The 18678-nt window shown below is 69.3% G+C and carries 20 protein-coding genes and 1 pseudogene; 11 read left to right on the forward strand and 10 right to left on the reverse strand.

From position 1 onward, the window contains the following. Positions 1-73: 73 nt before the first annotated feature. From AB0N84_RS06485 to AB0N84_RS06495, 3 genes are all read right to left on the reverse strand, one after another. A complete protein-coding gene (locus AB0N84_RS06485) occupies positions 74-1711 on the reverse strand; it encodes a hypothetical protein (protein ID WP_363544496.1) in 1638 nt (545 codons plus the stop codon). After that, positions 1698-2951 (reverse strand): DNA cytosine methyltransferase, encoded by a 1254-nt coding sequence (locus AB0N84_RS06490; RefSeq protein WP_363544498.1) that lies wholly within the window; start codon positions 2949-2951, stop codon positions 1698-1700. The genes AB0N84_RS06485 and AB0N84_RS06490 overlap by 14 nt, the downstream gene beginning before the upstream one ends. A 442-nt stretch (positions 2952-3393) precedes the next feature. Next, complete coding sequence (locus tag AB0N84_RS06495) at positions 3394-3795, reverse strand: hypothetical protein (protein WP_363544500.1); 402 nt, start codon at positions 3793-3795, stop codon at positions 3394-3396. A 135-nt stretch (positions 3796-3930) separates the two neighbouring features. Here AB0N84_RS06495 and AB0N84_RS06500 point away from each other — a divergent pair, with 135 nt between their 5' ends. The 3 genes from AB0N84_RS06500 to AB0N84_RS06510 all read left to right on the forward strand — a co-directional run bounded on the left by AB0N84_RS06500 (position 3931) and on the right by AB0N84_RS06510 (position 6315). Further along, entirely contained in the window at positions 3931-4401 is a 471-nt protein-coding gene (locus tag AB0N84_RS06500; protein ID WP_363544502.1) for a C-terminal helicase domain-containing protein, read from the forward strand. A 91-nt stretch (positions 4402-4492) separates the two neighbouring features. Continuing rightward, positions 4493-5701, forward strand: coding sequence for a hypothetical protein (locus tag AB0N84_RS06505; RefSeq protein ID WP_363544504.1), 1209 nt, complete (start codon positions 4493-4495; stop codon positions 5699-5701). A 149-nt stretch (positions 5702-5850) separates the two neighbouring features. Then, complete coding sequence (locus AB0N84_RS06510) at positions 5851-6315, forward strand: GIY-YIG nuclease family protein (protein ID WP_363544506.1); 465 nt, start codon at positions 5851-5853, stop codon at positions 6313-6315. A gap of 80 nt (positions 6316-6395) precedes the next feature. On the opposite strand, the gene AB0N84_RS06515 is transcribed toward AB0N84_RS06510, so the two are convergent. Both AB0N84_RS06515 and AB0N84_RS06520 read right to left on the reverse strand, forming a co-directional pair. Further along, complete coding sequence (locus AB0N84_RS06515) at positions 6396-6923, reverse strand: hypothetical protein (RefSeq protein WP_363544508.1); 528 nt, start codon at positions 6921-6923, stop codon at positions 6396-6398. A 101-nt stretch (positions 6924-7024) separates the two neighbouring features. Further along, entirely contained in the window at positions 7025-7990 is a 966-nt protein-coding gene (locus AB0N84_RS06520; protein WP_363544510.1) for an AraC family transcriptional regulator, read from the reverse strand. Positions 7991-8112: 122 nt separating this feature from the next. Here AB0N84_RS06520 and AB0N84_RS06525 point away from each other — a divergent pair, with 122 nt between their 5' ends. After that, complete coding sequence (locus tag AB0N84_RS06525; protein WP_363544512.1) at positions 8113-8886, forward strand: SDR family oxidoreductase; 774 nt, start codon at positions 8113-8115, stop codon at positions 8884-8886. Positions 8887-8974: 88 nt separating this feature from the next. On the opposite strand, the gene AB0N84_RS06530 is transcribed toward AB0N84_RS06525, so the two are convergent. Then, positions 8975-9190: a DUF1653 domain-containing protein gene (locus AB0N84_RS06530; RefSeq protein ID WP_363544514.1), complete on the reverse strand. Its 216-nt coding sequence runs from the start codon at positions 9188-9190 to the stop codon at positions 8975-8977. 52 nt (positions 9191-9242) lie between these two features. Between AB0N84_RS06530 and AB0N84_RS06535 the strand changes: the two genes are divergently transcribed. Further along, a complete protein-coding gene (locus tag AB0N84_RS06535; RefSeq protein ID WP_363544516.1) occupies positions 9243-9833 on the forward strand; it encodes a hypothetical protein in 591 nt (196 codons plus the stop codon). A gap of 110 nt (positions 9834-9943) precedes the next feature. Next, positions 9944-10204 (forward strand): annotated as a pseudogene (locus tag AB0N84_RS06540) (very short patch repair endonuclease); the annotation flags it as partial. A gap of 227 nt (positions 10205-10431) precedes the next feature. On the opposite strand, the gene AB0N84_RS06545 reads toward AB0N84_RS06540, so the two are convergent. Next, complete coding sequence (locus tag AB0N84_RS06545; protein ID WP_363544518.1) at positions 10432-11364, reverse strand: NADP-dependent oxidoreductase; 933 nt, start codon at positions 11362-11364, stop codon at positions 10432-10434. A gap of 112 nt (positions 11365-11476) precedes the next feature. Here AB0N84_RS06545 and AB0N84_RS06550 point away from each other — a divergent pair, with 112 nt between their 5' ends. From AB0N84_RS06550 to AB0N84_RS06570, 5 genes are all read left to right on the forward strand, one after another. After that, positions 11477-13927, forward strand: a complete 2451-nt coding sequence (locus AB0N84_RS06550; RefSeq protein ID WP_363544520.1) for an excinuclease ABC subunit UvrA — start codon at positions 11477-11479, stop codon at positions 13925-13927. 130 nt (positions 13928-14057) lie between these two features. Further along, positions 14058-14966 carry an ABC transporter ATP-binding protein gene (locus tag AB0N84_RS06555; protein ID WP_363544522.1) on the forward strand — a complete coding sequence of 303 codons (909 nt, stop codon included), beginning with the start codon at positions 14058-14060 and terminating at the stop codon, positions 14964-14966. Beyond that, positions 14963-15769 (forward strand): ABC transporter permease, encoded by an 807-nt coding sequence (locus tag AB0N84_RS06560; RefSeq protein ID WP_363544524.1) that lies wholly within the window; start codon positions 14963-14965, stop codon positions 15767-15769. The genes AB0N84_RS06555 and AB0N84_RS06560 overlap by 4 nt, the downstream gene beginning before the upstream one ends. 52 nt (positions 15770-15821) lie before the next feature. Continuing rightward, positions 15822-17021, forward strand: coding sequence for a sensor histidine kinase (locus tag AB0N84_RS06565; protein WP_363544526.1), 1200 nt, complete (start codon positions 15822-15824; stop codon positions 17019-17021). Beyond that, positions 17018-17644: a response regulator transcription factor gene (locus tag AB0N84_RS06570; RefSeq protein WP_182046376.1), complete on the forward strand. Its 627-nt coding sequence runs from the start codon at positions 17018-17020 to the stop codon at positions 17642-17644. The genes AB0N84_RS06565 and AB0N84_RS06570 overlap by 4 nt, the downstream gene beginning before the upstream one ends. 90 nt (positions 17645-17734) lie before the next feature. On the opposite strand, the gene AB0N84_RS06575 is transcribed toward AB0N84_RS06570, so the two are convergent. The 3 genes from AB0N84_RS06575 to AB0N84_RS06585 all read right to left on the reverse strand — a co-directional run bounded on the left by AB0N84_RS06575 (position 17735) and on the right by AB0N84_RS06585 (position 18565). Beyond that, entirely contained in the window at positions 17735-18055 is a 321-nt protein-coding gene (locus tag AB0N84_RS06575; protein WP_363544529.1) for a hypothetical protein, read from the reverse strand. A gap of 79 nt (positions 18056-18134) precedes the next feature. Further along, positions 18135-18440, reverse strand: coding sequence for a hypothetical protein (locus AB0N84_RS06580; protein WP_363544531.1), 306 nt, complete (start codon positions 18438-18440; stop codon positions 18135-18137). After that, positions 18437-18565: a hypothetical protein gene (locus tag AB0N84_RS06585; RefSeq protein WP_363544533.1), complete on the reverse strand. Its 129-nt coding sequence runs from the start codon at positions 18563-18565 to the stop codon at positions 18437-18439. The genes AB0N84_RS06580 and AB0N84_RS06585 overlap by 4 nt, the downstream gene beginning before the upstream one ends. Positions 18566-18678 lie beyond the last annotated feature (113 nt).

The following is an 18678-nucleotide window of genomic DNA, read 5'->3' on the forward strand; positions in this document are numbered from 1 at the left end:
TCAGTCACCGTAGGTGCGATTTCAGCCGACCCGTCGACTGAGCGACGAGACCAGCACCTCGTCCGAACTGCCCTCAGCTGGCTTCTTCCAATAACTCCATGTATCGCTTCCTGACAGGATGCCCGATTTGCGGCACGTTGAGAGATTCGACACTCAACGCCATCAACTCTTCCCAATCGTCCGGATGCAAATCCTCGGGAATGCCCTCATTAAGGAGGTCTGAGAACAGAAGCGCTTCGAAGGTTACACGAACTCCATGTACCCGACGAGACGGCGGCAACACACACTTCAATTCATGTGCCACGAAGAGTACATTGACTGTCCACACTGACGGATCGTCAAGCGCTGCCCAGGAATCATTCAGACGACGTTTGAGAAGAGTCGAGATAGTTCTTAAGTGATCGTCTACGTACGGTTGCGTGAGACTACCGCCGTGAATTTCAACCGCGATGCTATCTCGATCATCGATGCTGACGAACTCGATGTCTCCGAGCTTTCGCTTAGTAGTATTCGAAGCGTTCACACTGTCTCCGAGTCCCAGTGCGCGGCGCCCCCGCCCTAGAACGATAGAACAAACACCATCGAACAACCGCTGCTCGAGGATCCCCTTCGTCCCAGTAGGTCGAGAGGCGACGACCGCTAGGAGTCGATTGAAAATCAACGGAGTAATCGGTCGCGGTACCGGCGTCACTTCGACGGAATGTAGCGAAACTATTCTCACAACCCAGGCCCGGATCGCGCCTGCCGCCCTCCGACGAGCCGAGAAAGGCAAGTTTTCCAACCAATTCAACATCAGCACCAAAGAAGCCGCCCCAGCGCTTCCTCGCGTCCGCGCCCAGCCGGAATCCAATCTCGCTACCGACTTCGCGTTATTGAGGAAAGGGTTGCCCGTGTGGGTGCCAAATCGAGCAAAATACGGAGCAAGCAGAGCTGAACGTGGCGAGAATTCGTAAAGAAAACTTGGCGGATGGTCAACTTTGACAAGCGGAGCACAACAATAGTGCAGAATCTGCAAATAAGGCCAGAACTGCTCGCCTGGTTCCTCGACTTGCTCCAACAACGCGTCAAGCCAACCTAGCTGGAAGCCCGAGGCCACCAGCGACAGTTCAGACGCGAGTATCTGGGAAGATTCGGGACCTGTCGTGTCGAGGAACAAGCGCTCCGCTTCTCGCTCATCATCTTTCCAAACGTCGAATATATCTGCACTGCTAAACGTTGCACTGCGAACAGCCATTCGGCTCGCCACCGCCGCGGCCTGCCATGGGATCTGCAACTGATTCTCTATGCCTTGCAGGACTCTTACAATCTGAGTAAATGACATTGATTGTTGCAAAAGAAACTCAATCAATGATGTGTGAGCCAGCATTCTGCGTGCATCTTCGAGTTCTAGGGCAGGCCAGCGTTTGCTACCCTTTGTCAACGCCTTTAGAGTCTCAAAATATTTTGACGCGTACCGTGCGCCTCTCTCGCCAGGAAACTCGGCTCGAAGGATCTCGATCACGAGCTGCTTGAGAGGGCGAGCGGGCGCAGCTTCCGTCCAGGTTGTCACCAAGAACCGCACTTCTTGGAGCCCATCAACCAGTGTCCAGCCGCGACTCAAGAAGTACGACGCAAGTACATTCGCGCCCCGACTTGCGCCGTCCGAGTTTAGTGGCAGCAAGAGACTGAAAAGAGCGTCCTGAAGAACTGCTTGGCGGTCATGCTCGCTCATGCGGCCCCTCTTTGGTACGATCGTAGTGTTCCCCGGAAATCGCAATTTTCATACCAATGGCGTGCGCTACCGATCGAGCCACATTGAAAGCAAGGCGAGGGGGAACCGCATTCCCGATCTGCCGAAATCGCGCAGACTGTGGGCCCTTCCAAGCCATATCCGCAGGGAACGTCTGTAGCGCAGCAGCTTCTTCAACCGTGAGTCGGCGGAGGCTCTTTGGCACTTCCCACTCTCCTGGCTGAATTTGCCCATCCCACAGTGCTTGGTGGTATCTGACTACCCAGGACTCGACGCTTGGGTCTTCGAGGGCATCTTGGTCAACAATCGGCGTTCGGTTACCGCCCATCGAAGCGGGCAAAGTCATCGATGGGGCATCTAAATTGAGCGGGCGACCTGCTCCATTGAATAGCATGCCAGCCCAAGGACTTCTCCGGAGGACCGGAGTCCTTGCCGTCGAAATCTTTGCTACACAGAAGGAGTCGTTCCCCGGCGTACCATAAACCGGAAGAAGCGAAAAGGCCTGCCTTACTGTCGGCCGTTGGCCTGCGCCCAGAGTGGTAGGCATTAGATCGAACGGAGCGCTGGCGTCCCGAACCCCTACGAGGAACATTCGTTCTCTGGCTTGCGGAACACCGAAGTCGGCCGCGTGCGCCAGCTGCATCGTCACCTCGTATCCGAGAGTCTTGGCACGCTTCGTCAACGCCTCACGGATCGGGGACCAGCGCGAGTTCGCGTACAGCGCCTTGACATTCTCTAAGACAAACGCGCGCGGTCGGACCTGCTCCACGACGTCCAAAAAATGAAAAACGTGTTCCGAACGCGGATCAGTCGGGTTCATTTTTCCGGCCACACTGAAGCCCTGACAAGGGGGTCCTCCGATAACCAGATCAGCCGAGCCGGCCCGTGGTAGCTCCCTCTTCGGAATCTTCAGCAGGTCACCGGCATAGCTACGATAGCTATGCCCGTTGAGGTGAGGAATTTCTGCTGCGAGCTTCCGGAAGGAGGCTTCATGGGTCGCGAATGCGTGGGGGTCATATTCGTTCATCCACACTGGAGCGAACCCAGCCATGGCGAATCCTACGTCGAGGCCGCCGGCTCCCGCATAGAGAGAAACGAAAGTACCAATGGGATTCGAGGTCTGAGTCGCATCGGAGAAGTCAGTCAGTCGGCCATGCCCGAAGCTGAGTGCCTCGTCGGCAGAGCCTGTCTCGTCGGTCGCGACCACACCTGGCGTTTGCATGGTTGAACCCTTCCTTGAACCACTGACGCCATCAGACTCGATGGCGCTCGAGTCTACGCCAGTGCGACGGTGCCAGGGTGTGGTCTCGTTCCCTGCGGCAACTGACAGCTCACTCCTGCCCGCAGGCAGGACGGCGGTAGGCATAGCGCGCGACGACGCTCGGCTCTCGCCGCGGCACGAGGGGTCGGTCGTCGTGACCGGCCTCAGCTCGACGAGGCCTTGATCGGTAGGCTCGCCTCCAGTGCTCGACGATCCGCCCCTCATCCGCGTCACTTGGGAGACCGCCACCGGCACCCGTGCTCCCGAGGACGCCGACCTCCACCGCCTCGTCGAGTTCACCTTCGCCGTCGCCCGCTCAGCCCTGGGACTCCCCCGCTTCGCCCTGCTTCCGTCTGCACGCGCCAGCGACATCCCCCTCTCTGACGCCCTCACCTCGACGTCCCTAGGCGTCATCGATGACATCTGGGACTAACACCGCGTCCGCGCTCGCCCGACAGACCCCGAGCTGATTCACCGCTACGTCTTCCACGTCGGCCTGCTCGTCCGGCCCGACCGGACCGACACGCTGCCTCTGGCTGCTCCCGCGCCAGAGACCCTCGAGTGGCTCTGGAGCCGCGGTGTCGGACGCAGTCGCTGCGGCACCGGGCAGCAGCTCGCGAAGTTCATCAACGGGACACTCAGCCGCGCGCGCCACCGCTTCCTCGAGCAGGACAAACGCCTCGAAGACTGGGAACTTCTCGACGCGCTCGACGGCGACATCGTTCCGACCGACGACCTCTGGGAGGACGCCGGTCTCATTGAAACGCCAAGTAAGGACCAGTCGATGTTCCTGGGTGGTCGGCACCTACCTCTCGACCCGCGTGGAGTGCGGCGGACTCACGCTCGGTCCGGCGGCAACAGACTCACAAATGCCCTAACTGGCATCGCACTTCCCGTCCGCCTCCGCCGCGGTCGTCAAGGTCGTCTGAGCCGGCGGCGGGTGTTCGGTCCGCTCACCTGCAGCACGCTCGCGGCCGCTTGTCAGCACCTCGTCGTCGAGTTCGCCGCCGCGGAACCAGGAGCGGTGCTCGTCGCGCAGATCGAGGCCGGCGGCGTCGGCCTCAACATCCAGGCCGCATCGGTCGTTGTGATCTGCGAGCCCCAGCTCAAGCCGACCACCGAGTGGCAGACGATCGCCCGGTCGCGGCGCATGGGGCAGCTGCAGTCGGTGCAGGTCCATCGGTTGCTGTCCGAGGACGGCGTCGACGCCGCGCTGGTACGGATGCTCGCACGGAAGGCGCAGACGTTCGAGGACTTCGCGGCGGACAGCGAGACGGCCTCGGCGTCGGCGCAGGCGGTGGACGAGTCGGACTCGAAGCTGATCGCGCAGGTGCTGCGGGAGGAGCGGGAGCGACTCAACGTCTCGGAGCTGACTCCCGAGCGAGCGGACGAGGGCGCCGGCGCCGCATGACTCAAGGCTGGCTTCGCAACGTCGCTCGTCCATGCAACGATGTGCTCCATCACCGCGTACCCGAGCGCGGCTCAAGACGAAGGACCCTGCGATGACCGACATCGACACCCCCGACGAGACCCTCGAAGCGGAGGTCCCCGCCGAGGAGGCGACGCGGGAGATCGCGAAGGCGGTCACCGGCCGGCGAGCGCTGGCCCGTCAGTACGTGAAGTGGCTCCGCCGGCGGAACCCGTCGGCGACGCCGGCTGAGATCGTGGCGATGCTCGAGCGCCACTACGTCACCTCGATCACCACCGCTGGTGCGGCGATCACGGTCGGGTCGATCGCCGCTGACATCGCGATTGCCTCGATCCCGATCGCCGGCCCTGCGGTCGCTGGAGCGAAGAGCGCCGGCGCACAGGCGGCAAAGTCTGGCACTAAGGTCGCGATGAAGGCCGCGGCGAAGAACATGGCGAAGAACGCTGCCCGCACGGGTGCCAAGGGTGCTGCGGCCCGTCTGTTGCCCGCCGGCGACCAGCAGCTGCAGTTCGAGATCACAGCCGTCTTCGGACTCGCTGTCGCTGACCTGCACGGCATGGATCTCGACAAGGACCAGGCTCAGGCGCTCGTCCTCGGCCTGACCAACGAGCGGGTCAGCCAGCAGCAGATCGCAGCCATGGCGACTGACGTCGCTGAGGTGACCTCCGAAGGCACCGTCTCGACCGGCCAGAAGATCGCCGCTGGTCGCGACGACTGGTCGCACTGGGCGACCACCTTGTCGGATGCGCTCCCGGGCGGCGCCGCGCAGAGCCTGATGCGCACGATCCAGACCGGTGAACTCGATCCGGTCCGAGAGGGGCTCACGGGCAAGCAGCGTGCCTCGATCGAGTACGGCGTCGGCGCAGTCACTGGTGGGGTCGCGCGCTTCGTCTTCGGACGCGACGTGGTCAAGTCTGCGAAGACTGCGTTCCCCGAGCCGCCGGCGGAGTTCCCGGATCACCTCGCCCTGACCGTGAAGACCGACGGTGACGACGAGGAGTCCGACAACCGCGCCCTCGCCGCACTCGAGGACGCCGCTCGATCGACCGGCACGTGGGTCAGCGGGGCTGCGGGCGCCGTCGGCTCCAGCGTGTCGAGCGCGGCGAGTGGTGCGACGCGGGTGTTCCGCCGAGTCGACCTGGACGGCGATGGCGAACCGGACGAAGCGCAGGCGCTCACTGCGGTGAAGAATGTCGGCGGCAAGGTCGCGGGGGCCGCGGACGCTGTCGGAGGCCGAGTCGCGGGGCTGTTCAAGTCCAAGAAGAAGAGCGACGGAGAATGAGCGCGCTCCCCTCGGCCGCTCGGCCCGAGGAAGTGCTCGCTCGAGCCGTCGGAGATGCGGTCCAGGCGCTGGGCGGGCAACCTCGCCGGGCAGGCGCAGCGGACGTGCCGAACGGGCCGGGGCTCTACGCGATCTGGGCAGATGGAGCCGTGACCGAACAGCTCGGCATCGGCCAGGACGGCCGCGCAGCGCCGATCTACATCGGCAAGGCCGAACGGAGCCTGCGCGACCGCGACCTCCGCGCCCACTTCGGCGTCGACGACGCGAACGTGCGATCCGGTTCCTCGACGCTCCGCCGCTCGTTGTCGGCGCTCCTCGCCGATGAACTCGCACTGCGTCCCGTCCCGAGGGGCAAGATCGCGGGCGACGCGTCGAAGGGCTTCTCGCTGCATCCGGAGGACGAGCGACGCTTGTCCGCGTGGATGCAAGACCAGCTCGAACTCACGACCTGGGCGCTTCCTGCGGCGCTGAGCATCCGACTCGGGGACGTCGAGTCGCGGGTCATCCGGCACTGGGATCCGCCGCTCAACATCGTGCACGCACTCACTCCTCGGACGGCGCTGCGTGCGGCACGGGCGGCGTTGCGCTCCAGAGCACACAACACGATCCCCTGAAGGCAGCCGGGGAACTCGTCGCCAGTCGAGGCTGAACTCCGCGGCTGGTCGGGACCAAGTGATCTGCACGACCGCCGCGTTCAACCCACGGGTCGATCGTCGGCGGGACCGTCGATGCGCTCGTACGCGGCCTCGACCCGGGCAGTCACGTCGACCCCAGCCCCCTGCACCTGCCGCACGAGGATCGCGAACGAGTTCGTGTGCTCAACATGCCGTCCGAGCGCTTCCGTCTCAGCCCGGCCGACCTCTCGCGCCCACGCGAGATCGTAGGTCGACGCGTCGAACACCAGGAACAGCGCCGCGTCGAAGTCCCACGACCGGAACGCCGAGAACGTCTGCGACCGCTTGTCGTCCAGCCGCACGAGTCGCGCCTTCACCTGCAGCCGCCGCCCGTCGGCGGTCCGCAGGTCGAAGCTCTTCTCCGACTTCGGCGCGAGCTCCCCGCCGTAGGCGCGGAGCGCCAGACTTTCCGCGAGGTCACCGAGCGGCGAATTCCGCGTCCGGATCAACCCGCGCCGCAACAGCTCGTCGATGACCGCCACCGAGGAGGCGAGGAGCTGCCGCACCGTCAGAGCGGCCGGGTCGAACGGTGGTCGGTGCGTGGGCATGCGCCGAGCCTACGAAGTCACCACAATCTGACGGGAGGCACGGGACCGGCCGGCGCCGCGCCTCCCGGACGTCCGCGGCTCACCTCCGTGACACAGCGAGATCAGACGGCGGCCGCAACCGCCAACGGCCCCCGCACCACCACCGCATCCGCCGCCGGCGGCCTCCCGTACGCCTCCCGGTAGTCCCGCGAGAAGTGCGACGCACTCCGGAACCCCACCGCAGCAGCAGCCCGCGCAGCCGTGTCCCCGTGCACCACCATCCGCCGCCGCGCCTCCCCCAACCGCGTCCGCTTGAGGTACTGCGCCGGCGTCATCCCCGTCGCCTCCTTGAACCGCGCGAACAGCGTCGACTCGCTCACCCGCAACTCTCGCGCGAGCCGCTCCATCGACCACGCCTCGGCCATCCGCCCGGTGAGCAGCGCCGTCGCCCCTGCGACCACCGACGGCCCGGTCACGTCGAGCGCCGCCGTGATCCTCGGAGCCTGTTCGGTCTGCAGCAACCGCAGCACGATCTCCCGCGACACGAGCGGGAACAACACAGGGATGTCCTCCGGCGCATCGAGCAGCGCGAGCAGCCGGGCGAACGCGTCCGCCAGGGGCTCCGTCCAGCTCCCCAACCGGGGCAGTGGCGCAGCGGCGATCCCGGACGCCGACACCGGCACCGGCACCGGCACGGACATCGAAGCGACGACCTCCCCGACCACCACCGGGTCCAGTCGCCAGACCACCGCGACGAACCCGTCCTCCCCCGCCGCGTCCACGACCCCGGCGACGACCGGCAGGTCCACCGGCGTGATGATGAACCGCTCCCGCCCCCACACCTGGTCGTCGTCCCCGACGATCGAGCGCTTCCGCCCGCGCAGCACGACCGACAACGACGGCTCGTAGCGCCGGTCGAACAACCCGGTCGGCTCGTGCACCTTCGACACCGTCAGCCCGAGGGTCTCCGCGTGGTGCGCCGATCCTGCTCGGGCGACGGCGTCCTGCCGGTCCTTCCCGGGTACCGCCGCATGCGCGGACGCGACCGCCGCCGCACGATCGAGGTGCTGCGCGATCCGGTCGTCCACGTCGCCACGCTACCCACGGGACGGAGACCGCTACAGCGCTCCGGGGTCCTGCTGCGGGATCCGGCAACGTCCTCGTGGATCCGGGCAAGCCGCGGCAACCGAAGACGCTGGACCATCGACGCATGACCACCGCACCGAACGACCAGACCACACCCCGCACCGCCCTCGTGACCGGCGCCTCGAGCGGCATCGGCGAGGCCATCGCCCGTGAACTCGCCGCCGCCGGCCTCACCGTCGCCGTCCACGGCCGGAGCGAGCAGCGCACCCGTGCCGTCGCCGAGGACATCGAACGCCAGGGTGGGCACGCCGTCCCCCTCACCGCCGACCTGTCGCAGGGGCCGGACGTGGTCCGCGCCCTCGCCGCCGAGGCCCGGGACCAGCTCGGCGGTCACGTCGACGTCCTCGTGAACAACGCCGGCGTCTACCCCGGCGGCCCGACCGAGTCCCTCGACGACGACACCGTCGATGCCCTCCTCGCCACGAACATCCGCGCGCCGCACGTCCTCGTCGCCGCGCTCGCCCCTGGGATGGCCGAACGCGGCAGCGGCCACATCGTCAACATCGGCTCGTGGATGGCCCGCGTCGGCGTCCCCTTCATGGCCCTCTACCCCGCCACGAAGGCGGCCGTCGAGCAGCTCACCCGGGCCTGGGCCGCCGAGTACGGGCACCGCGGCATCCGGGTCGTCACCGTCGCGCCGGGTGCGACGGCGACGCCGGGCAACGCCGACTCGGCCGACGTCCTCGCCGCGATGACGCAGGGCACCCCCGCCGGCGTCCCGGTGCAGCCCGTCGACATCGCCCGGGCGGTCCGATGGGTGGTCTCCGACCAGGCCGCGTTCGTCACCGGCGGCACAATCGACGTCGACGGCGGGATCGCGTCCACCCGGATGAGCTGACCGCGACTCGGCTGAGCGCGGTCCGGAACCACCCGCCGGACGGGAGGAGCGGTGCCAGCTGGCACCGCGCCTACCGTCCGTCGCCCGGTCACTCCAGACGGACGAAGCGTGGCCCCTCGTACCCGTCGCGCGAGACATGTGCCGTGAAGTCGGCGAGCGACCGGACCCAGTGCCCCCGCTCTCCGTACAGCGCCCGGTACACGACGACCGGCTCCTCGGTCTCGACGTCCTTCGCCACGAGGACCACCTCGTACTCCCCGCCCTTGAAGTGCCGGTACCGTCCGGGCGTCACGTCGCTGCTCACGCGGCCGATGGTAGCCGGACGTGATCGCGGACCGGGCCCTACTGTTGCCCCTGTGGAGACGCAGTTGCAGGACACCGTCCGTCGAGCCGCACGTCGGGCGGTCTGGATCGCAATCACCGGTGCCGTCGCGGGGATCGCGATCGGGGTGTGGCTGAGCTACGGCGAGCGCTCGCTCGAGGTGTTCCTCACCAGCCTCGGCTGCGCGATGGCCCTCGGAGGCCTCGGCGCAGCCCTGTCGGCGCTGGTGTCGCAGTTCCGGATGAAGCGCCTCGTGAGCGCCGCGGCCGGGGGTCTCGACGCCGCCGAGCAGCGCGACGTGCAGCGAGCGGTCCTGTCGGGAGCACCGGTCCCCGCTGCCCTCCAGGCACGAGCCGTCGCTCATGCGCACGTGCTCGACGTGACCCTCCCGCTCGTCACGGCGCAGCAGCTCTTCCTCTTCTGCGGCATCGCGGGGTCGCAGGTCATCGGCCTCGCATCGGACGTGACGTCGTGGTTCCGGATCGTCCTCGTCGGGGTGCTGGTCGTCGTCGGCGCGATCACGGTCGTGCAGCTCCGGCGCAGCCTCGCCCGCGTCCGACGCTTCCTCGCAGCGAACGACGACGCTGCGGCGGAGACCGCGACCGCTCCCCCTGCACAGAGCTAGCGCAGCGGCAGACTGTCCACCGATCGCTCGTTCGGCGTGCCGCGGCCTGATCCGTCTGTGACGCTGGACGCATGGATCAGTGGGAAGCCGACGACGCCCGCCGCCGCCACATGGCCCGCTTCGGCCGCCGTGACACCGCACCCGAGCTCGCGCTGCGCCGAGAGCTTCATCGCCGCGGCCGCCGCTTCTTCGTCGACCGGCAGGTGAGCCGCCGGTGTCGCGTCCGCCCCGACCTCGTGTTCCCGCGGGCGCGGATCGCGGTCTTCGTCGACGGGTGCTTCTGGCACCTCTGCGAGGAGCACGTGCAGCTCCCGAAGGCGAACGCCGAGTTGTGGAGGCGGAAGCTCCTCGCGAACCGGCAGCGCGACGCCCGGAACCAGGCGATCCTGACGTCGGAGGGCTGGCGCGTCATCCGCTCGTGGGAGCACGACGATCCCACGGCCGTCGCAGATCGAGTCGAGGACGAGCTCGAGCGCTGGACAGCCATCGTCCGACGGAGGCGGGACCCCGTCGGACCGGCACCGCAACGGACGGGAGGCGCGGTGCCAGCTGGCACCGCGCCTCCCGTCCGAGCAGTGGTCGCCGAAGCGACCCGCACTCACCAGGTGAGCACGAACCGCCCCCGCGTCCCGCCTGCCTCGAGCCGCTCGTGCGCCTCCGACGCGCGCTCCGCGGGCAGCACCTCGGCGACCCGCGGCACGAGGACCCCGTCCTCCACCGCCTGCCGCAGCTCCTCGAGCAGGTCGAACGACGTGTACTCCGAGAACACCATGATCCGCTCGAACCGGATGTCGCGAGCGCCGTTGCCCTCCCAGCCCCGCACGTCCGCGAAGAACCCGCCGTCGCGCACCGCGTCGACGACCTCGTCCCGCTGCACGGCGGCGTCGGCGAGCGCATCGACCCCGTCCGACACGATCCCGCGCACGGCGGCCGCGAAGCCGTCACCCCGTCGGACCAGGTGGTCGGGCCCGAGCGATCGGACGAGGTCCTCGTCCTTCGGCGCGGCGTCGGCGATGACCGTGATGCCCCGCTGCTTCGCGAGCTGCACGACGTAGTTCCCGAGCAGGCCCGCGGCTCCGGTCACGGCGAGCGTGTCCCCGGTGCTGAGCCCCGACCGCGCGAGGATCTGCAGCGCGGTCAGGCCGTTCATCGGGACGGTGGCGGCCTCCTCGATCGACAGCCCGGCCGGGATCCGCGTGAACGAGCCGACCGGCGCGACGAGGTGCTCGACGTACGCGCCGCCGTGCTCGGACAGCGGCAGGGCCATCGCCATGACCTGGTCGCCGACCTGCCAGCCCTCGACCCCGTCGCCGACCTCGTCGATGACCCCGGCGGCGTCCATCCCGGGCACGTACGGCGGCGATGCCTCCGACGAGTCCCGCTGGCCCGCACGGACCCCGGTGTCGGTGGGGTTCACGGCGAACGCCTGCACCCTGATGCGGACGGTGCCGGAGCCGGCGTGCGGCTCCGGGACCTCGTGGACGGCGAGGGCCTCGGGCCCTCCGAACGTTTTGACTCCGACGACCTTCATGCCTTCCGGTCTACGCGCGGGCGCTGCGGTCCACTCAGCGGACGTTGCAGGAGGGAACACGCGGACGGCCCGGACCGGACACCGCAGGGTGTCGCCGCCTACGCTCGAACGAATGCCCGCCCCGCACCACCCCACGGACCACACCATCCCGGCCGACGGCTTCATCCGCGTCCGCGGCGCCCGCGAGCACAACCTGCAGGACGTGAACGTCGACATCCCGCGCGACCGCATCGTCGCCTTCACCGGCGTCTCCGGCTCCGGCAAGTCGAGCCTCGCCTTCGGCACCGTCTTCGCGGAGGCCCAGCGCCGCTTCCTCGAGTCCGTCGCCCCGTACGCCCGTCGGCTCATCGCCCAGGGCAGCACGCCCCACGTCGACGAGATCACGGGCCTTCCCCCGGCGGTCGCCCTGCAGCAGCGTCGCGGTGCCCCGAGCACCCGGTCGACCGTCGGCACCCTGACGACGCTGAGCAACTCCGTCCGCATGCTCTACTCGCGCGCTGGCACCTACCCCGCGGGCGCCGAGCAACTGTACTCCGACTCGTTCTCCCCGAACACCGCGGTCGGAGCGTGCCCCCGGTGCCACGGTCTCGGCACCGCGCACGAGGTGACGGAGGCTTCCGCGGTGCACGACCCGTCGCTGTCGATCCGCGACGGCGCGATCACCGCCTGGCCCGGCGCCTGGCAGGGCAAGAACCTCCGCGACGTGACGGCCGTGCTCGGCTACGACATCGAGCGTCCGTGGCGGGAGCTGCCGCAAACGGACCGCGACTGGCTGCTCTTCACCGAGGAACAGCCCGTCGTCGAGGTCCACCCCAAGCGCGACCGCGTGGCGAAGCCGTACAAGGGTCGCTTCTGGAGCGCCCGGCAGTACACGCTGCACACCCTCGCCGACTCGCAGAGCGAGGCCCAGCGGAACAAGGCGATGCGCTTCGTCGAGTCCGGCCCGTGTCAGCTCTGCCACGGCTCCGGTCTGACCCGCGCGGCCCTCGCGGTGACCTTCGGCGGGTTGGACATCGCGACGTTCAACGCGCTGCCGCTGTCCGAGGTCGCCGAGGTCCTCCGCCCGACCGCCGAGCTGGCGGAACCGTCGGCGGCGCAGAGCCGGGTGACCTCCGGCGAACGGTCCGAGGTGGCGAAGTCGATCGCCGCGGACCTGCTGAGCCGCGTCGAGGTCCTCACCGGCCTCGGGCTCGGCTACCTCGGGCTCGACCGGGCCACGCCGACGCTCTCCCCCGGTGAGATGCAGCGCCTCCGCATCGCGACGCAGCTCCGCTCGGGGCTGTTCGGGGTCGTCTACGTGCTCGACGAGCCGTCCGCGGGCCTGCACCCGGCCGACGCGGAGCCGCTCGTGCAGGTCCTCGAGGACCTCCGCGCGAGCGGCAACAGCGTCTTCGTCGTCGAACACGACATGGACATCGTCCGTCGGGCCGACTGGATCGTGGACGTCGGCCCCGGTGCCGGGACCGGCGGCGGCCGCGTGCTCTACAGCGGGCCACCCGAGGGACTCGCCGACGTGTCGGAGAGCGTGACCCGTCGCTACTTGGCGCCCCGAGCACCACGCGACCCGCGCAACCCGCGCGAGCCCGTCGGCACCCTCGAGATCCGGGACGCCACCCTGCACAACCTGCGTGGACGGACCGGCAGCGCCGCGGACGCTGGCGGGCTCGACGTCGACCTGCCCCTCGGCGTGATGACCGCCGTGACCGGGGTGTCCGGCTCCGGCAAGTCCTCGCTCGTCGGCGGGGTCCTCCCCGCGATCGCGACCGCGCACCCCGTCATCAGCCGGGTGGTCGAGGTCGACCAGAAGCCGATCGGCCGGACACCTCGGTCGAACCTCGCGACCTACACGGGCATGTTCGACGCCGTCCGCCAGGCCTTCGCCGCGACCGATGACGCCCGCGAGCGTGGGTGGACCGCCGGCCGGTTCTCGTTCAACGTCGAGGGCGGCCGGTGCGAGGTCTGCCAGGGCGAGGGTTCCGTCTCGGTCGAGCTGCTCTTCCTGCCGGGCAGCTGGGCACCGTGCCCGGAGTGCCAAGGCGCCCGCTACAACGCCGAGACCCTCGAGGTCCGCCGGGGCGACGCGACGATCGCGGACGTCCTCGGCATGACCGTCGACGACGCGGCCGAGGCCCTCGCGGACCTCCCCGCCGCCGCCCGCGCCCTCGACGCCCTGCGGAGCGTCGGCCTCGGCTACCTCCGCCTCGGGCAACCCGCACCGGAGCTCTCCGGCGGCGAGGCCCAGCGCATCAAGCTCGCCACCGAACTCCAGCGCGCACGCTCCGGCCACACGCTCTACCTGCTCGACGAGCCGACGACGGGGCTGCACCCGGCGGACGTCGAACTCCTCACGGCACAGCTCGCCCGGCTCACCGACGCGGGCAACACCGTCGTCGTGGTCGAGCACACGATGTCCGTCGCCGCCCAGGCCGACCACGTGATCGACATGGGTCCGGCGGGCGGTGACCAGGGCGGTCGCGTGGTCGCGACCGGCACACCGGCTGCGGTCGCCGCCGCAGCGGACAGCAGGACGGCTCCCTTCCTGCGGGCGGCGCTCGGTTCCTGACGCGCGTCGGACGGGAGGCACGGCCCACGCCCGCCACGACCGCGGCGGTCAGCAGCATCCTCCGATCGGAGGATGCTGCTCCGCCCGGCCTTCCGATCCGCCGCCCGCACGGCGCGAGCAGGCTGGGACCATGCCGAACAGCCCCGCCATCCAGGTCGAGCGCCTCACGAAGCAGTACCCGAACGGCAAGCGCGCCGTGTCCGACGTCTCGTTCACCATCGAGCGCGGCGAGACCTTCGCCCTGCTCGGCCCGAACGGCGCCGGCAAGTCCACGACGGTCGAGATCCTCGAGGGCTACCGCTCACGCACCGCCGGCGAGGTCCGCGTCCTCGGCCACGACCCGGCCCGCACGAGCCGCAGCCACAACGCCCGGGTCGGCATCGTCCTGCAGACCAGCGGTGAGTCCCCGAACGTCACCGTCGCCGAGCAGCTCGCCCACTTCCGGCACCTGTACCCGCGGAGTCGCCCGGTCGAGGACCTCCTCGCCGTCACCGGGCTCGAGGCTCAGCGCAACACCCGGATCAGCCGGCTCTCCGGTGGGCAGCGGCGCCGGGTGGACGTGGCGCTCGGCATCATCGGTCGGCCCGAGGTGCTGTTCCTCGACGAGCCGACCACCGGCTTCGACCCGGAGGCCCGCCGGCAGTTCTGGCAGCTCATCGACGACGTCAAGCGCGAGGGCACGACGATCCTGCTCACGACGCACTACCTCGACGAGGCCGCACACCTGGCGGACCGGGCGGCGGTGATCGCCGACGGCAGCCTGATCGACATCGCGCCCATCGACGAGATCGGTGGGACCGAGGCCCGGACGCCGGTCGTCCGGTGGCGCGACGACGCGGGCATCGAGCACGAACGGCGGACCACCGATCCGACTGCCCTGGTCCGCAGCACAGCGACGGCGATGCACGACCTCGAGGTGATCCGCCCCGCGCTCGAGGACGTCTACCTCGCGATGATCGCCGAACACAGCGCCGAGCACGGCGCCGAGCACAGCGCACAGCAGACCGCGCAGCACACGATCACTGAGGATGCAGCATGAACGCCGCAACACTCGGCCTGCACCGCATCGGCTACGAGGTCCGCTCCTACTTCCGCGCCCCCGACGCCGTGTTCTTCACCTTCCTCTTCCCGGTCATCATGCTGGCGCTGTTCTCGGTCGCCTTCAGCGGTTCGCCCGACATCCAGGCGGGCCCCGGCGTCAGCGTCGACTACGCCACCTACTACCTGCCCGGCCTCGTCGCCACGGCCCTCCTGCTCTCCGGCACCCAGTCGCTCGGCGTCGACATCGCCGGCGAGCGGAGCGACGGCACGCTGAAGCGCCTCGGCGGCACCCCGCTGCCGGTCCTGTCGTACTTCGTCGGCAAGATCGGCATGGTGCTGGTCACCGTCACCGCCCAGGTCGTGCTCCTGCTCCTGATCGCCGCCCTCGTCTTCGGCGTCGACCTGTCGACCGACGGCGGCGCGTGGGCCCGGTTCGCCGGCATCGTGCTCCTCGGCGTCGCCACGAGCTGCGTCCTCGGCATCGCGATCTCGGCGCTCCCCCGCGAGGGCCGCCGTGCCACCGCGACCATCGTGCCGATCGTCCTGGTCCTGCAGTTCATCTCCGGTGTCTACCTCCCCTTCACACAGCTCCCCGACTGGTTGCAGACCGTCGCCGGCGTCTTCCCCCTCCGCTGGATGGCGTCGGGCATGCGGTCGGTGTTCCTGCCCGAGGGTTTCGCGTCCGCCGAGCCGGGAGGCGCGTGGCACCTCGGTCTCGGCACCCTCGTCCTGGCAGCATGGCTGGTCTTCGGTGTGGTCGCCTGCCTCCTGACGTTCCGGTGGAACCGTCGGGATGCCTGACAGGCCTGTGGAGAACCGCCGGACGGGCGCGGATCGATGGGAGGCTGGCCGCATGGACCGCATCACGACGCAGCGCAACGTGGGACTCCACGTCGCCTTCGGCGTGACGGTCGCGCTCATCGCGGTGATCGCGGCCTTCGGCTGGTCACCGTGGTCGACCCGGTGGCCCGCGTTCGCGATGCTCGGCGTCCTCGCCGTCGCGTACGTCGCCTACGGCCGGCGCGGGTACGACGACCCCCGGTCCGCGGCCGCGTTCGTGCCGCTCCTCGTCGTCGCGGCCCTCGTCCTGCCGGCCGTCGTGCCGAGCACCGCGTTCGTGCAGTGCATCCTGTTCCCGGTCGCCTGGTGCCAGATCGAACGCGCCCGGACGTCGATCGCCGTCTCGGTCGTCATCGGCATCGCGTCGGGCATCGGGCTGCAGATCGCGTCCGGGCCCGACGAACTGCTCTCGACGCTCCTCATCGAGAGCATCAGCGTCGTCGGTGCGTGCGCGCTCGGCCTCTGGATCACCCGCATCGCCAGGCTCTCGGACGAGCGACGGCTGCTCCTCGAACAGCTCCAGTCCGCGCAGGCGTCCCTGGCCGAGGCACACCGCACCGCCGGCGTGACGAGCGAACGGGAGCGTCTGGCGCGCGAGATCCACGACACCGTCGCGCAGGACCTCGCGGGCATCGTCATGCTCACCGAGCGGGCGCGTGGCGACCTCGACGCCGACCGGGTCGACCGGCTACGAGACCGACTCGCCGTGCTCGAGGAGTCCGCCCGCACCGCGCTCGAGGACTCCCGCACCCTCGTCGCCGCCGGCGCCGCCGGGGTGTCGAGCGACGGTCTCGGCGCAGCGCTCCACCGCCTCGGCGAACGGTGCACCCGCGAGACCGGGATCACCGTCACCGTCGACGCCCCCGACGTCCCGCTCGACCGCGACACGCAGGTGGTCCTGCTCCGCGTCGGCCAGGAGGCCCTGGCGAACGTCCGCAGGCACGCCCGGGCCACCTCGGCGCGGGTCGCACTGCTCGTCGACGGCCCGCAGGTCACCCTGCGGATCGCCGACGACGGCGCCGGCTTCGACGCGTCCGTCCCGTCCGCCGGCCACGGCCTGCGCGGCCTGCGCGACCGCCTCGCCCTGGCCGGCGGGACCTGCGTGGTGGCCTCGTCGCCCGGAGCCGGCACCGTCGTCGAGGCGACCGTCCCCACCGGGGCCGGGCGGCGCCTCCCGTCCGCACCCGCACCGCTGTCGGCGGTGACGCGGTGATCCGCGTCGTCGTGGCGGACGACCACCCGATCGTCCGCGCCGGGATCGTCGCGCTCCTGCAGGACGCCGACGACGTGTCGGTGGTCGGGCAGGCGAGCGACGGCGAGACCGCGGTCTCGATCACCCTCGCTGAGCGTCCCGACGTCGTCCTGATGGACCTGCGGATGCCCGGCATCGACGGGGACGAGGCAACGGCGCGGATCCTCGCCCGCGAACCCGCCATCCAGGTCCTGATACTCACCACGTACGAGTCCGACGACCAGATCCTGGCCGCGATCGAGGCCGGGGCCGCCGGCTACCTGCTCAAGGCGGCACCGGAGTCCGAGATCCTCGCTGGCCTCCGCGCCACCGCCCGGGGCGAGACCGCACTCGCGCCCTCGGCGGCCGCGGCCCTCGTCCGCCGGGCCACGACGAAGGCCCCCGCCGGACCGACGCTGTCCCCGCGCGAGCTCGAGGTGCTGCAGCTCGTCGCCCAGGGTGGGTCGAACCCGGCGATCGGCCGCGCGCTGTTCCTCAGCGAGACGACGGTGAAGACGCACCTCGGGCACGTGTTCGAGAAGCTCGGCGTGAACGACCGCACCCGGGCGGTCACCCGCGCGATGGAGCTCGGACTGCTTCGCTGACACCCGTCCTCGCCGCTGTCACCGCGGGTTCGATGCCGGGTGTTCCCGGGGGCGACGGGACGTTCGGCGGCCGGAACTCCGTCGGGACGCTCACTGTTCACGCTCCACGCGGTACCAGCGAGGTCGGAGCCGCCGCGGAACACCGGCCAGCAGGATCCACAGGCCGAGCGCACCGGCCACGGCGGCGCACAACGCGAAGACGAAGGAGAACCCGAAGACCCGCGTTCGGATGAAGCTCGCCGCGAGCCCCATCGACAGCACTGCCAGACCCAGCCAGAACCACCCGAAGACGACGTTCTGGTGGATCCGACCGATCCACGAACGCCAGACGCCGGCGTACGCCGATGCTCCGGCGCCGCCGAAGACGGTCCCGATGGCGAACAGCATGACGAGGAATCCGACGGGTGTCACTCGAGATCCTCGTCCACCCGCTCCGGCGAGCTCCCCGTGGTCATCGACCGTCGCGGGTCGCGGCACCGATGACCTGTGATCACGCGCCGCTCCGCTGCCGGTACCAGCGCGGGGTCAGCCACGCCGGCACACCGAAGATGAACAGTCCGACCGCGACGAGGATCAGCACGAAGGCCGCGACCATCGCGAGAGCGGTGACCACGAATGCGTGCGTCGACAGGAGCGCCCCGAAGGCGCCCAAGCAGATGCCGCCGAGCCCGAGGAAGGCGGTCGGGAAGACACGGTCGGCGCTCCACGAGCGCGTCCAGCTCCGCCAGAGGCCGTTGTAGGCCAACAACCCCACCAGCGCGAGCGCGCACGACACCGCGATCATCGCCCAGATCATCCGAAGATCCCCTTCCACACGTCGTGCACGCCCTTCGCGAAGTCCGACCCCTGGTACATGTCGTTCAGCTTGTCGACGAGCACCTCGCCGCCTGTCCCGCCGAGCCAACCCCCGATGGCGCTCACGACGATACCGCCCACGACCGTCCCGACCCCTGGGAACAGCGCGGTCCCGATGGCACCTCCGATCCACGCACCGGCCGCCGCTGCGCCGACCGGTACGGTCGAGTGCGACGAGA

Source organism: Curtobacterium sp. NPDC089185 (assembly GCF_040685235.1).
Lineage (GTDB): Bacteria > Actinomycetota > Actinomycetes > Actinomycetales > Microbacteriaceae > Curtobacterium > Curtobacterium citri.

What these genes read in the sequence shown, in the direction of transcription:
- AB0N84_RS06485 (WP_363544496.1), bottom strand. Translation starts at nt 1,711, where the DNA reads ATGAGCGAGCATGACCGCCAAGCAGTTCTTCAGGACGCTCTTTTCAGT.
- AB0N84_RS06490 (WP_363544498.1), bottom strand. Translation starts at nt 2,951, where the DNA reads ATGCAAACGCCAGGTGTGGTCGCGACCGACGAGACAGGCTCTGCCGAC.
- AB0N84_RS06505 (WP_363544504.1), top strand. Translation starts at nt 4,493, where the DNA reads ATGACCGACATCGACACCCCCGACGAGACCCTCGAAGCGGAGGTCCCC.
- AB0N84_RS06515 (WP_363544508.1), bottom strand. Translation starts at nt 6,923, where the DNA reads ATGCCCACGCACCGACCACCGTTCGACCCGGCCGCTCTGACGGTGCGG.
- AB0N84_RS06525 (WP_363544512.1), top strand. Translation starts at nt 8,113, where the DNA reads ATGACCACCGCACCGAACGACCAGACCACACCCCGCACCGCCCTCGTG.
- AB0N84_RS06545 (WP_363544518.1), bottom strand. Translation starts at nt 11,364, where the DNA reads ATGAAGGTCGTCGGAGTCAAAACGTTCGGAGGGCCCGAGGCCCTCGCC.
- AB0N84_RS06550 (WP_363544520.1), top strand. Translation starts at nt 11,477, where the DNA reads ATGCCCGCCCCGCACCACCCCACGGACCACACCATCCCGGCCGACGGC.
- AB0N84_RS06555 (WP_363544522.1), top strand. Translation starts at nt 14,058, where the DNA reads ATGCCGAACAGCCCCGCCATCCAGGTCGAGCGCCTCACGAAGCAGTAC.
- AB0N84_RS06560 (WP_363544524.1), top strand. Translation starts at nt 14,963, where the DNA reads ATGAACGCCGCAACACTCGGCCTGCACCGCATCGGCTACGAGGTCCGC.
- AB0N84_RS06565 (WP_363544526.1), top strand. Translation starts at nt 15,822, where the DNA reads ATGGACCGCATCACGACGCAGCGCAACGTGGGACTCCACGTCGCCTTC.
- AB0N84_RS06580 (WP_363544531.1), bottom strand. Translation starts at nt 18,440, where the DNA reads ATGATCTGGGCGATGATCGCGGTGTCGTGCGCGCTCGCGCTGGTGGGG.